9 protein-coding genes are annotated in these 12,479 nt (G+C 73.0%); 5 read left to right on the forward strand and 4 right to left on the reverse strand.

All coding sequences use genetic code 11. From position 1 onward, the window contains the following. The first annotated feature begins 336 nt into the window (after positions 1-336). Both IEY89_RS31265 and IEY89_RS41565 read left to right on the forward strand, forming a co-directional pair. Positions 337-1,671, forward strand: a complete 1,335-nt coding sequence (locus IEY89_RS31265) for an FAD-dependent oxidoreductase (protein ID WP_229695496.1) — start codon at positions 337-339, stop codon at positions 1,669-1,671. A gap of 70 nt (positions 1,672-1,741) precedes the next feature. Next, positions 1,742-2,989: a cytochrome P450 gene (locus IEY89_RS41565; protein ID WP_189150880.1), complete on the forward strand. Its 1,248-nt coding sequence runs from the start codon at positions 1,742-1,744 to the stop codon at positions 2,987-2,989. A 256-nt stretch (positions 2,990-3,245) separates the two neighbouring features. On the opposite strand, the gene IEY89_RS31275 is transcribed toward IEY89_RS41565, so the two are convergent. The 4 genes from IEY89_RS31275 to IEY89_RS31290 all read right to left on the reverse strand — a co-directional run bounded on the left by IEY89_RS31275 (position 3,246) and on the right by IEY89_RS31290 (position 9,035). Then, entirely contained in the window at positions 3,246-4,505 is a 1,260-nt protein-coding gene (locus IEY89_RS31275; RefSeq protein WP_189150881.1) for an MFS transporter, read from the reverse strand. A gap of 276 nt (positions 4,506-4,781) precedes the next feature. Beyond that, positions 4,782-6,407, reverse strand: coding sequence for a phosphopantetheine-binding protein (locus tag IEY89_RS31280; protein ID WP_189150882.1), 1,626 nt, complete (start codon positions 6,405-6,407; stop codon positions 4,782-4,784). Next, on the reverse strand, positions 6,397-7,980 hold the full coding sequence (locus IEY89_RS31285) for a class I adenylate-forming enzyme family protein (RefSeq protein WP_189150883.1): 1,584 nt from the start codon (positions 7,978-7,980) through the stop codon (positions 6,397-6,399). The genes IEY89_RS31280 and IEY89_RS31285 overlap by 11 nt, the downstream gene beginning before the upstream one ends. Next, a complete protein-coding gene (locus IEY89_RS31290) occupies positions 7,977-9,035 on the reverse strand; it encodes a ketoacyl-ACP synthase III family protein (RefSeq protein WP_189150884.1) in 1,059 nt (352 codons plus the stop codon). Before IEY89_RS31290 ends, IEY89_RS31285 begins: the two co-directional genes overlap by 4 nt. 221 nt (positions 9,036-9,256) lie before the next feature. On the opposite strand from IEY89_RS31290, the gene IEY89_RS31295 reads away from it, so the two are divergent. The 3 genes from IEY89_RS31295 to IEY89_RS31305 all read left to right on the forward strand — a co-directional run bounded on the left by IEY89_RS31295 (position 9,257) and on the right by IEY89_RS31305 (position 11,895). Beyond that, complete coding sequence (locus IEY89_RS31295) at positions 9,257-10,828, forward strand: MFS transporter (protein ID WP_189150885.1); 1,572 nt, start codon at positions 9,257-9,259, stop codon at positions 10,826-10,828. Positions 10,829-10,990: 162 nt separating this feature from the next. After that, positions 10,991-11,509, forward strand: a complete 519-nt coding sequence (locus IEY89_RS31300) for an SRPBCC family protein (protein WP_189150886.1) — start codon at positions 10,991-10,993, stop codon at positions 11,507-11,509. Beyond that, entirely contained in the window at positions 11,506-11,895 is a 390-nt protein-coding gene (locus IEY89_RS31305; RefSeq protein ID WP_229695497.1) for a YrdB family protein, read from the forward strand. The genes IEY89_RS31300 and IEY89_RS31305 overlap by 4 nt, the downstream gene beginning before the upstream one ends. The last annotated feature ends 584 nt before the right edge of the window (positions 11,896-12,479 follow it).

Raw genomic sequence — 12,479 nt, forward strand, 5'->3', positions numbered from 1 at the left:
CACCACGTGCGGGCGGCGGAGGACGCAAGACCGGCTTTAGGCGGCGCCTGAAGCATGGCGGCGCCGCGTACGACGAGCCTCGGCCGGGACCGCCCCGGCTCCGGCCGCCGGGCAGGCCGCCGGACGAAAGGGCGTCCCTGCCGCCGCAGGCAGCGCGGCCGGGACAGCCCCGTGTCCGGCCGACCTGCGCCGCGGCGCGGTGCGGCTCCGCCCGGGCGTGCCCCGGGTGGAGCCGTGGGGGAGGCAGCAGACGGCGCGTGACGCCGTCAGGGCTTCCCCCGGGCCGTGAGGCCGACTTCTCCCCGACGAGGGGCCGACGTGCAGGAGGGACAGCCCGTGACGGGATCTGACAGGGCCAGGCCGGCCGGGAACGCGGCGGTGCACACCCAGGTGTGCATCATCGGCGGCGGACCGGCGGGGATGACACTCGGCCTCGAACTGGCCCGCCGCTCGGTGGAGGTCGTCATCGTGGAGCAGAGCGGCCACTTCGACCGCTCGTTCCGCGGTGAGTCGATCTCACCCGACTCGGTGTGGCTGCTGGAGCGTCTGGGGATTCTGGACAAGGTCCGGGACCAGACCCTGGAAACCCGCCGGATGCAGATCATGGACGGCGGCCGGGTGGTGCTGGACGCCGACTTCTCCGCGTTCGACCAGCCGTGCCGCTACCCGATGGAGCTTCCGCAGCCGCCGTTGCTGACGGCGCTGGCCGAGGAGGGTGCCTCGCTTCCGGGGTTCACCCTGCTGCGGCGGAGCACCGCGGTGGAACTGCTGCGGGACGGCGAGGCGGTGACCGGCGTCCGGGTCCGCGGCCCCGAAGGGGATGTCGAGGTGCGGGCCGCGCTGACGGTGGGCGCGGACGGCCGGTTCAGCAAGGTGCGCCAGATGGCGGGCCTGCCGTACGAGAAGATCCCGCTGGAGCGGGACTTCGTCTGGTTCAAGGTGCCGGTCCCCGAGGCCTGGGACCCGCACACCTACCGGGTACGGATCCTGGGGAACCGGCACGGCCTGTTCATCCCCACCGTGCCCGACCTGGTACGGGTCGGCTTCAACATCCCCAAGGGCGGCCTGCGGGAGATGCGCGGGCAGGGCCTGCCGGCGCTGTACGAGCGGATCGACGAGCTCGCCCCCGAGATCTCCCAGGAGGTGCGGGAGTCCGTCACCAGCTGGTCCGACACCTCCATGCTGGACATCTTCACCACGGTCGTGTCCCGCTGGTCCATGCCAGGACTGGTACTGATCGGCGACGCGGCGCACACCCTGACACCGGTGCTCGGGCAAGGGGTGAACCACGCCATCACCGACGCCGTGATGCTCGCGCCCCTGGTGGCGCCCGTCCTGCGCGGCTCCGGCGACCACCGTTCGGCGCTGCTGAGGGCCACCGAGCGGTTCCAGCACGAGCGGGAGAAGGCGGTGGCCCGCTCCCGTGACCTGCAGTTGCGCCAGGAACGCGCGTTCGCGCTCTCCGGCACGGTCCCGGTGGCGCTGCGCAAGCTCGCCTACCGGCTGGTGAGCTCCAACGACGCCCTGAAGAAGCGGATCGTCGCGGGCATCTACTACCCGCTCCAGGAGGCGCACCGCACCGGCCGCACCGTGGTGCGGGTGGCGCCCACCGTGCCCACCGCGCCCGCCGTGCCCACCGCCCACCTCGGCGCCGACCCGTCCGACGTCTGACCCCGCCGCCCGACCTCGCCGCTCGACTCCGACGCCTGACCCCGACGCGCTACGAAGAGGACTCACGACCATGACCGCACAGCCCGAGACAGCACCCGACACAGCCGCCGCGCACTCCTCCCACGACGACGAGGAAGTACGTCCCTACCCCTTCGAACGGCCGTCCGCGATGCAGGCCTGCCCGATGTACAAGGACCTGCGGGAGACCTGCCCCGTGTCCAAGGTGCGGATGCCCAGCGGTGACCAGGCCTTCCTGGTCACCACGTACGACGAGGTCCGCACCGTCCTGTCGGACCAGCGGTTCAGCCGGGCCGCCACGCTGGAGGACGGCGCCCCCCGGCTGGCAGCCGCCCCGCAGAAGTTCAAGAGCCTGCTCAACATGGACCCGCCCGAGCACTCCCGGGTGCGCAAGCTGGTCTCCAGGGAGTTCACCGCCCGCCGGGTCGCGGCACTGCGCCCGCGGATCCAGGAGCACACGGACGCCCTGCTGGACGCGATGGCCGAGCAGGAGGGCCCGCTGGACCTCATCCCGGCCCTGGCCTTCCCGCTGCCGGTGATCGTGATCTGCGAGCTGCTCGGCGTCCCCTTCGACGACCGGGAGAAGTTCGCGGCCTGGGCGAGCGCCTTCCTGGCCACCACCTCGCGGACCAAGGACGAGATGCTGGAGGCGCAGATCGGCCTGTTCACCTATCTCTCCGAACTCGTCGAGGCCAAGCGCGAGAACCCCGGTGAGGACCTGCTCTCGGCACTGGTCCTGATCCACGACGAGGACGGTGACCGGCTCAGCCACGAGGAACTGATCTTCCTGGGCATCAGCCTGCTGGTGGCCGGCCACGAGACGACGGTCAACCAGATCGCGAACAGCGTGGTCGCGCTGCTCACCCACCCCGAGCAACTGGCCGCCCTGCGCGCCGAGCCGGAGCTGATCGGCAACGCCATGGAGGAGATGCTGCGCGCCTACCCGCCCGGCGACGAGGCGCTGCTGCGGATCGCCACGGAGGACGTCGAGCTCGGCGGCGTGCTGATTCCGGCGGGCAGCGCCGTGCTGCCGGGCCTGGCGTCGGCCAACCGGGACGCCAACCAGTTCGGCAACCCGGACGGGCTCGACTTCCACCGGCCGACGAACCCGCACTTCGCCTTCAGCCACGGCCCGCACTACTGCATCGGCTCCGGCCTCGCCCGTCTGGAGCTCCAGATAGCGATCGGCACGCTCATCAAGCGCTTCCCGACCCTCCAGCTGGCCGTGTCACCGGAGGAACTGCCCCGGCCGTCCGGGATGCTCGTCCACGGCATCACCGCGTTGCCCGTCACCTGGTGACAGAGCCTCATACGACGCCTTGTCGACGCAGTACGCACGCAGTCCCCCGGGCGGGGCCGGTCCTCCGGCCCCGCCCGGGGCGTTCGGGCGGGCGGTGTACACACACGTCCACGCCATGAGGCGGACGGGCCGCCGGTCGAACGCGTGACCGTCCGGCCGTCCGTCCGTCCGGAGGCGGACGCGGACGTACGTCGGCCCCGGCCTGATCAGGCCGGGGCCGACGTGCGGCGAGCCGGAGGCTGCCGGGCGGAGCGCGTCAGGACCGGTCGCGTACGGCTGTGGAGCGCGCCCGTACGACGAAGACGAAGGCAACCACCGCTCCCAGCGCGGGCGGCACAGCGGACAGCAGCAGGATCTCGCGGCCCGGTACGTCGAGTGCGAGGAGTCCTCCGCCGACGGCCGGGCCGACGATGGAGCCGGTGCGGCCGAGCGCGGCGGCGTAGGCGACACCGGTCGTGCGGGCCGCGGTGGGGTACAGGGTCACCGCGAGGGCCGTCTGGCCGAGCACGCCCGCGACGATGCCGGCGCCGGCCGCGGCCAGCATCACCAGCAACGCCGCGCGGCCGGTGTCCGCCCACGCCGTCGCGACGAGGAACACGACGGCCACCAGCGCCATCACGGTCAGGGCACGCGGTGTACCGATCCGTGAGCACAGGGGAACCATCACCAGTCCGCCGATCACCCCGCCCACGGCGATCATCGACGTGCCCACCGGTGCCTGCTCGGGAGTGAAGCCGTATCCCCTGGCGAGCAGGGTCGGGAGCCAGGTGAGGAGGCCGTAGTTCGTCGTGTACATCAGGAGGGCGAAGCACCACAGCAGTACCGTCTGCACGGCGGTGCCCTGCTCGAACAGCCGGCGTACGGAGGGGTCCGCCGCCTCCGCGCGCGGTGCGGAGGCGGCGGAGGAGGCGGGGGTGCCGGGCAGTCCCCGCACCAGCAGCGGCACCAGGAGCGCCGGCAGTACGGCACCGGCCCAGAACACGGAAGTCCATCCGAACGCCGTGATCAGGGGCGTGCTGACGATGCCTCCGGCGACGGCGCCGACGGCGATCGCCAGGACGACCCCGACGCTGGCGGACGCCCGCCGTGCGGGGGGCACGTTGTCCGCGGTGAGGGAGACGCACGCGGGCAGCACGGCGCCGAGACCGAGCGCGGTCACCAGGCGCGCCACGCCGAGCATCGTCACCGAGTCCACGGGCACGGTCAGTGCCGACCCCGCCGCGAACACCACGGTTCCGGTGACGATCAGGGGTTTGCGCCCGAAGCGGGCGGCGGCACGCGAGGAGCACAGGTAACCGATCACCACACCGAGGTTCGTGGCGACGAGCGCCGGAGTGAACGCCGATTCGTCGAGATTCCACTCCCGCGCCAGCGTCGGGACGACAAAGCCGAGCGACGCGGTGTCGAATCCGTCGAGGAAGATGGTCAGGAAGGCGAGGACGACGACCCGCCGACTCGTCGTCCCGACACCCCCCTCGGCCGTCGCGTCCTTCGGACGCCCATGAGTCGTAGTCATCTGCTTCACCTTGGGATCACGGGCGCGGGCCCGCGCCCTGGTGTGCGAGGTATACGAGGTATGCGATCGGAAGGGGTCGGACGACCGCCGCCGGAACCGATGCGCTTCCGGCGGCGGTCAGGCCCGGTGTCCGGAGCGGCCGAGGGAGTGCGCGTCACGTGGCGGTGACGCAGCAGGCTGTCGGCCGCGCCGCCCTCCACACGGGAGGCGGCGGCCGGCCACTCGCTCAGCCCGGTGCGGCCCAGCAGGGGCCGCAGCCGCTCGTGGGCACTCGGCTCAGACACGGCCCGCGGCCTGCTCGCGCAGGGCGGACACCACGCGCCACAGCGAGGCGGGGGTGGCGAAGGTGTCGGCCATCAGCTCGGAGTCCGGGACGGCGATGCCGTACGTCTCCTCCACCCGGACCAGGACCTCCACCATCGCGAGCGAGTCCAGCCCCGCCGCCTTGAGGCTGGTGTCGGGCAGCAGCTCGCCCTTGGCGGCGAGCCGGGGCAGTGCCTCCTGGAGCAGCGCCGCGTACGTCGGGTCCCAGGACGCGGCCGGTTCGTCCGCCGTGCCGGCGGGCGTCGTCCCCGTGGTCGTCTCTGTCATGGCAGTGATGTCCTCCGTACGGGATCCGGTGAGGGTGGAGACGGTGTGACGCCGCAGCGCCAGGCGGCTGGCGGAGACGGTCTCGGCGCCGTCCACGACGAGTTCGGCGGGCGCCGGGTGGCCGAGGAAGCCGAGCAGGCTCGCGGACAGTCCGTAGGCGCCCACGTTGGGGAAGGCCAGCAGGTCGCCCGGGCGCAGCCCCGGCAGGTCGGCCGCGCGGGCCAGGATGTCCGCGGGGGTGCACAGCGGACCGGCGAGGGTGACCAGGGCGGGTTCCCGGTCACCGGCCTCGTCCGCCGCCGGACCGGGGCCCGACAGCGGCTGGGCGGAGAGGGGCAGCAGACGGCCCAGGCCCGACAGTCCGCCCAGGTGGTTGATGCCGGAGTCGAGCACCGCGTAGGTGTTGCCGCGGCTGTTCTTCACGTCGGTGACGGTGGCCACCAGCCGGCCGCTGTCGCCCACCAGATAGCGCCCGGACTCGAAGGCGACCACCGGTTCGCCGTCCCGCCAGCCCGGCAGACTCTCGTCGAGCACGACGGACAGTCCCGTCCGCAGACCCGGGTACGCGGGCCGCTCGCCGGGGGTCGCGTACGGGGCGGCGAAGCCTCCGCCGAGGTCCAGCAGGTGCAGCGGGATGCCGAGTTCGTCCCGGAGGCGGGCGGCGGTACGAACGCTCTGGGCCAGTTCGGCGAGGAGACCGTCCTCGTCCCTGGCGTTGGTGAGCGGGAAGAAGTGCATTCCGACGATCCGGACGCCCTTCACCAGGAGCCGGGCCCCGTGCTCGGCCAGGTCGTCGAGGTCGAACCCGAACTGGGACGGGCCCCCGGTCATCCTCAGGCCGCCCTGGCCCGGCGCCCCCTCCGCGTTGATCCGCAGCACACAGTCCGCGGTGACGCCATGGGCGTCCGCGGCGGCGCCGATCCGCTCCAGGTCGCCGAAGGACTCGGCGGAGAAGGTGCGCATCCCCGCCGCGATCGCCTCGTCGAGCTCGGCCGGGACCTTGCCGGGACCGGAGTACATCAGTTCCGCGGCCGGATGACCCGCTTCGAGGGCAGCGGCCAGTTCGCCGCGCGAGGTCACCTCGGCGCGGGCGCCGCCCCGGCGCAGCTCGGCGACGAGATCGGGGTGCGAGTTGGCCTTCAGCGAGTAGTAGACGCGGGACGGCTGGGGCAGGGCCGCCCGCAGGTCCTCCAGCGCGGTGCGCACCCGGGCCAGGTCGTAGACGTACAGGGGGCTGCCGTACTGCTCGACGAGCCGGCGGACCGTCAGGTCGTCGCCGGGGGGTCCGGTGCGGTCGCGGTCAGTGGACATGGGTGCCCTCCAAGAGCTGCCGGCGCAGCTCCTTGCGGTCGGTCTTGCCGTTGGGGGTGAGCGGAAGCGCGGTCAGCACATGGCAGACGTCGGGCACCTTGGCGGCTTCGAGGCGGTCCCCGAGCCGGGCCAGCACCTGCTCGCCGTCCACGTCGGGGGTCTCGCCGACGACGAAGAGGACCATGTCGCGGTCGTCCTCCGGCACGAGCAGCGCCGCCTCCCGCACGCCGTCGATGTCGAGCACGGCTGCCTCGATCTCGACGGAGGTCATCCGCGAGCCGCGCCGCTTGAACAGGTCGTCCCGGCGGCCCTGGAAGTAGACGTGGCCGTCCTCGTCGAGCCGGCCGTAGTCACCGGTGTGCAGGGTGACCGGGCCGCCGTCCGCGCCCGGCCGGTACCGCAGGGCGGTCTGCTCGGGGGACCGCCAGTAGCCGGCCATCAGGTGCGGGCCGCGCACCACGATCTCGCCGGTCTCCCCCGTCGGGAGCGGCCGTCCGTCGTCGTCGACGACGAGCACCTCGGTGCCGGGCAGCGCGGGCCCCACCGAGCCCGGGCGGGCCAGATCGCCGTCGGGTTCCAGGATGGTGATCCGCTTGCACTCGGTGGTGCCGTACATGGGCGCCACCGACGCGCCGGAAAACGTCTCCCGAAGCGTGGCGATGAGCGGGGCGTTGAGGGCGGCCCCGGTGTTGGTGAACAGGCGGATCCGGGTGGGCCGCTGGTCACGGGAGGCGAGTTTGACGAGCAGTTCGCCCAGGGACGGCACGAGGGGCACGACGGTCGCCCCGTGGTCCCGGGCGAAACCGAGCAGCCGGGCGTGGTCGGCGGGGCCCGACAGCAGCAGCTCGGAGCAGGACAGTGCGCTGAGCAGGACCTGGTAGAGGCCGTAGTCGAAGGAGAGCGGGACGGCGGCGAGGACGACGTCGTCGGGGCGGTAGTGCAGCCGGGCCTGGATGGCGCGGGCGGCGAACACCACGGGCCCGTGCGGACAGGCCACCCCCTTGGGCGCACCGGTGCTGCCCGAGGTGTAGATGAGCAGGGCGAGCCGGTCGGCGGGCACCTCGGTCTCGGTACGGGCGGCCGGGTCGGCCGGACCGGACAGGTCCAGCTCGGACACGACGGCCACCGGCACGTCGGACGGCCAGCTCAGGCCCTCGGTGCCCGCGCGCTCCGCGCTCTCGACGACGATCAGCGAGGGCGTGCAGTCGGCGAGCACCGACGTGAGGTGGAACGCCTTCATGCCCGGGTTGATGGGCACCAGAACGGCGCCCTGCCGCCAGGTCCCGTACAGCAGGGCGGTGAACTCCCGGACGCTGTCGACCCGGGCCAGTACGCGGTCGCCGGGCCGGACGCCGAAGCGGCGCAGTTCCCGGGCGAAGGAGTCGGCGGCGGCGTCGAGTTCGGCGTAGGTCCACATCCCGTAGCGGTCGCGCACGGCAGGGGCGTGGGGGCGGTGGGTGGCGGCCGTCGTCAGGAACACCTCGGCGGCGTTGTCCACCCGGGGGGCGGTCTCGGTGCCGACGGCGTCGTCGATCAGGGCCGAGGCCGGAAAGGACGTCAGTGTGCTGGTCACGACAGCGCCTCCTCGTCGTGCGCGGCGGGGGTCTGCCAGGACGGTTCCTCGGTGATCTCCAGCACGGCGCAGGTGGACGTGAACCCCGAACCGGCGCCGATCAGCAGGACCGTGTCGCCGACCCGCAGCAGCCCGCGCTCGGCGAGGTCGTTGAGCCCCGCGAACTGGTCGCCCGCGCCCAGGTGGCCGCTGCGCCGGGCGAACTCCCAGCTGGTGCGGTCCTCCGCCAGCCCCAGAACGGTGCCGGCCTGCCACTCCATCTTGCTGCGGCCACTCGCCGGGATCACGGCCCAGGTGATGTCCTCGCGCTGCTTGCCGGCGTCGGCCAGCGCCGCGTCGACGGCGGCCACCGCCACGCCCACCAGGCGCTGTGTGGCCTCGCGCAGGTTGCCGTGGTGCTGGAGGTAGTGACCGAGCCGCTCGGCGAGCCCGAGCGGCTTCTCGTCGGGCAGCGGGGTGAACCCGGGGCCGCGGGTGACCACCTCCAGCGAGTTGTCGGCCCGGGTGGCGGTCGACAGCAGCTTGGCGAAACCGCCCTGGTTGGAGAGCAGCAGCGCGGTGCCGCCGTCGCCGTAGACGATTCCGGCCTCGTCGCGCCAGCGGTCGATCAGCGGTTCGCCGAAGCGGTCCGCGGTGGTGAGCATCGCGGCGGACGCGCCGGGCGTGGTGGCCAGATGGCGGGCGGCCAGCTCCATGGCGCCCGTCCCGGCGTTGCACTCCTGCTTGAGTTCGAACGCGGGGACGCCCCTGCCGAGCGCCTTGTCCGCGACGTACGAGGCCACCGGCCACAGGGTCTGCCCCTGGAACCAGACGTAGCTGTGCAGCAGCAGGCTCACGGTCTCGGGGTCGAGACCGGACCGCTTGAGTGCCGTGGTGGCCGCCTGAACGGCCATGTCGGGCGGTGCGACGTCCTCGTCGGCCACCCGGATGGACAGCAGCTCATCGGCCTCGAACTGCTCGGGGTCGTACACGCCCGCTTCCACAGCCGCACGTGTCGGATACGGCTCCGGGAGCCAGGATCCCGTGGCCGCCACGTAAACGCTTTCCCAGCGCATGGTCCTCCCATCATCGGTGGCTGATCTCTCGATCCGTCGTGTCGTGCCGGGAGATGAGCCCTCGGGAGGATCGTGCGGGTGACGGCTTTGGCCCGGCTAAAGAAGGCGACCGGCGGGGGCGCCTCCCGTGCGGGCGCAAGTGCGGCTTCAGTGACCCCGCCCAGGCTCGGGGCGCGTGACGTTCGGAACGCCACGTTCAGGCCGCCGGAAGGAGCCAGCACATGCACAGGACCGATGGGGACGGCGCACACCCCCAGCGGTGGTGGATGCTCGGGATACTGTCCCTGGCGTTGTTCGCCATCGTGCTGAACAACGGGCTGCTCAATGTCGCGGTACCGGTGCTGATGCGTGATCTCGGCGCGGACATCGGACAGGCCCAGTGGATCGTCGACAGCTACGCCCTGGCCTTCGCGGGCGTCCTGCTGACCGCGGGAGCGGTGGCCGACCGGTTCGGCCGCAAGCGGGCCACTCTCTGCGGCGCGGCGGTCTTCGGGGCGGGCTCCCTGGTCGCGCTCGGCGCGGACTCCCCCGGCCAGCTGATGGCGGCACGGGTGGTGATGGGCCTGGGTGCCGCCTTCATCATGCCCGGTACGCTCGCGATCATCGTCGATGTCTTCCCGGAGACCGAGCGTGCCCGGGCGATCGGGATGTGGAGCGGTGTCTCCGCCCTGGGGGTCGCGGCCGGCCCGGTGGTCGGCGGTGCCCTGGTCGGCCACTTCTGGTGGGGGTCGATCTTCCTGGTCAACCTGGTACCGGTGGCCGTGGTCCTGGTCGGCGGGGCGCTGCTGCTGCGCGAGTCCGCCGACCGGGCGCCGCGGCCACCCGACCCGGTCGGCGCGCTGCTCGGCACCGCCGCCATGGCGGGGCTGGTGTACGGCGTCATCCAGACCTCGGGACACGCGCTCACCTCGCTGCCCGTGGCCGGCGGACTGGCCGTGGCCGCGGCGGCGGGCACCGGGTTCATGGCCTGGGAGCGGCGGCACCCGCATCCGATGCTCGACACGGACCTGCTGCGCCGACCCGCGTTCATCGGGGCGAGCGCCAGCATCCTGCTGCTCATGCTCGGGCTGGCCGGCACCCTGTTCGTGCTCACCCAGCGGCTTCAGTTCGTGCTGGGGTACAGCCCGCTGCGCTCGGGCCTGGCCGTGATGCCGGTGGCTCTCGCGGTGGTGCTGGGCACGCTGTTGTGTCCGGCGCTGGACCGGCGGGCCGGGGCGCGGGGCTGTGTGGCCGTGGGCCTGTCGGCCGCCGCGTGCGGTGTGCTGGTGCTGGGGCAGTGGGGCGAGGGGTACCCGCCGGTGTTCGCGGGTCTGGTGCTCATCGGAGTGGGCTTCGGCCTGTCCATGGCACCCACCACCCATGTGGTGATGTCCCTGGTGCCCCCGGAGCGGTCGGGGTCCACCGCCTCCCTGGACATGACCATGCAGGAGCTGGGCACCGCCCTGGGGGTGGCCGTGGTGGGCAGCGTGCTCGCCGGCCGTTACGCCGATGCCGTGGCGGGTGTGTCCGGGGCGGTGGGCGACACCCTGTACGAGACCCTGCGAGCCGCCGAGCTGACCGGGGGCGAGGCCGGGCACACCCTGGCCGCCACCGCCCGCCAGGCCTTCGACGACGCGTCGGCGGCGGGGCTCGGTGTCGCGGCGGCGGCCGTCGCCTGCGGTGCGGTGGTCGCCGCGCTGCTGCTGCCGGGACGGGCGGGCACCAAGGTTGCCGAGGCGGCCGTCGCGCCTTCGGCCGCCGGCCCCCGTGAGACCGAACCGTCCCCCGCGCACCAGGGCTCCGCCCGCCCCTGAGCCTGAGCGCGCGCCGTACACCCGTACACCCGTGCGACTGGTACGGACACCGCTTCAGTGGTTCTCCAGTGGCGGGGGCGACGCTGGAGAACCTGGCCGTGGCCGTCCCATGCCCCGTTCGCGTGGCGCCGGCACCACGAACAGCATGAGGAGAATTGCCAGATGACCGTTCAGCAACGCTCGTTCCTGGGCAGAGCCCTGTATGTCGGCCCGTCGATGCGGACCCTGCACGAGCAGTACGCCAAGCACGGGAGCGTCGACGCCGGTGCGCCGGTTCTCGCGTCCTGCGAAGTCACTGTCCGAGCCCCGTCGTCGGAGGTGTGGGAACTGCTGGCCGACATCGCTCGATGGCCCTCCTGGGTACCGGGGGTCCGGCAGGCGCACCTCGACGGCGAACCCGCGCCGGACGTACCGTTCCGCTGGGTGCTGAACGGAATGCGCGTCAAGTCCACGCTGGCCGTGGTCCAGCCGGGATCCGAACTTTCGTGGACCGGCACGCTCGCCGGGACCCGGGGAGTACACCGCTTCCTGCTGGAGCCGGCGCACGGCGCCACTCGCGTGCGGTCCGAGGAGTCGATCGGCGGTCCGCTGGCGGGCCTCCTCTACAGCAGCGACAAACTCCAGGCCGTCCTGGCCGACTGGACCGGAGCCCTCAAGTCCCAGGCGGAGAAGACGGGATGAACTCGATGACCATCGCCCTGGCCTACAACCCGCTCTTCCTCGTTCTGCGGTTCCTGCTTGAGGTGTTCGCGCTGGGCTGCTACGCCCTCTGGGGCTGGCGCAAGGTCCCGGGGCCGCTGCGCTTCGTCGCCGCGATCGCCATCCCCGTGGCGATGGCGATGCTGTGGGGCACCTTCGCCACCGCCGGCGACGAGGCCCGGTCGGGTGAGACCACCTTCGACACCCCTGGTCCGCTGCGGCTGCTGCTGGAACTCGCCGTGCTCGGCGGGGCCTGGGCCGCGCTGCGGCACATCGGCGCCCTGCAGGTGGCCAAGTACTACCTGATCGTGCTGGTGGTCTACCACATCTGTGCGTACGACAGGATCTGGTGGCTGCTGCGCAACTGACCGAACCACCGGGCCCATCGCCCTCGGGCACGGACACGGCGGTCTCGGACACGGCCGGTCTGGGGCGCGGGCGCGGCGGTCTCGGACACGGACACGGCGGTCTCGGACACGGCCGGTCTGGGGCGCGGGCGCGGCGGTCTCGGACACGGGCGCGGCGGTCTCGGCGCACGGCGGTCTCAGGCGCGGGCGCGGCCGGTCTCGGACACGGGCGGTCTCGGGCACGGCCGGTCTCAGGCGCCGCGGGTTTCCCGCCCCCCGCCGCCCTGGCCTCCCCCGAGGTCCTCGGCTTCGCCCGGACAGGGGGACCCCATGGCGGGCCGGGGGTCTCGCGTGATACCCGCTCGGCCGGTCGGAGGCATCGCGGACGGCCCCGTACCGCGTGGGTGGTACGGGGTCGGCCGGCGAGGGCCCGGCGTACGCGGTCGGGTGCCTCACCGGCCGCTGCTGGTTTCTCGGACGACGGTCCCGGTCGTGCGGGCCCGCGCGTGCGCACCCGCGCCTCACGGAGCGCGCGTCGAGCCGTTCGGCCCGGCCGGTGCTCGGCCGCTCTTCCCACGTCGGCGGGCCGTCCGCTCCGCGTGCGC

The organism is Streptomyces lacrimifluminis (assembly GCF_014646095.1).
In the GTDB taxonomy this organism is placed as follows: Bacteria; Actinomycetota; Actinomycetes; order Streptomycetales; family Streptomycetaceae; genus Streptomyces; species Streptomyces lacrimifluminis.

Coding starts and splice junctions, on each gene's coding strand:
- IEY89_RS41565 (WP_189150880.1), top strand. CDS start 1,742: ATGACCGCACAGCCCGAGACAGCACCCGACACAGCCGCCGCGCACTCC.
- IEY89_RS31275 (WP_189150881.1), bottom strand. CDS start 4,505: ATGACTACGACTCATGGGCGTCCGAAGGACGCGACGGCCGAGGGGGGT.
- IEY89_RS31280 (WP_189150882.1), bottom strand. CDS start 6,407: ATGTCCACTGACCGCGACCGCACCGGACCCCCCGGCGACGACCTGACG.
- IEY89_RS31290 (WP_189150884.1), bottom strand. CDS start 9,035: ATGCGCTGGGAAAGCGTTTACGTGGCGGCCACGGGATCCTGGCTCCCG.
- IEY89_RS31295 (WP_189150885.1), top strand. CDS start 9,257: ATGCACAGGACCGATGGGGACGGCGCACACCCCCAGCGGTGGTGGATG.
- IEY89_RS31300 (WP_189150886.1), top strand. CDS start 10,991: ATGACCGTTCAGCAACGCTCGTTCCTGGGCAGAGCCCTGTATGTCGGC.
- IEY89_RS31305 (WP_229695497.1), top strand. CDS start 11,506: ATGAACTCGATGACCATCGCCCTGGCCTACAACCCGCTCTTCCTCGTT.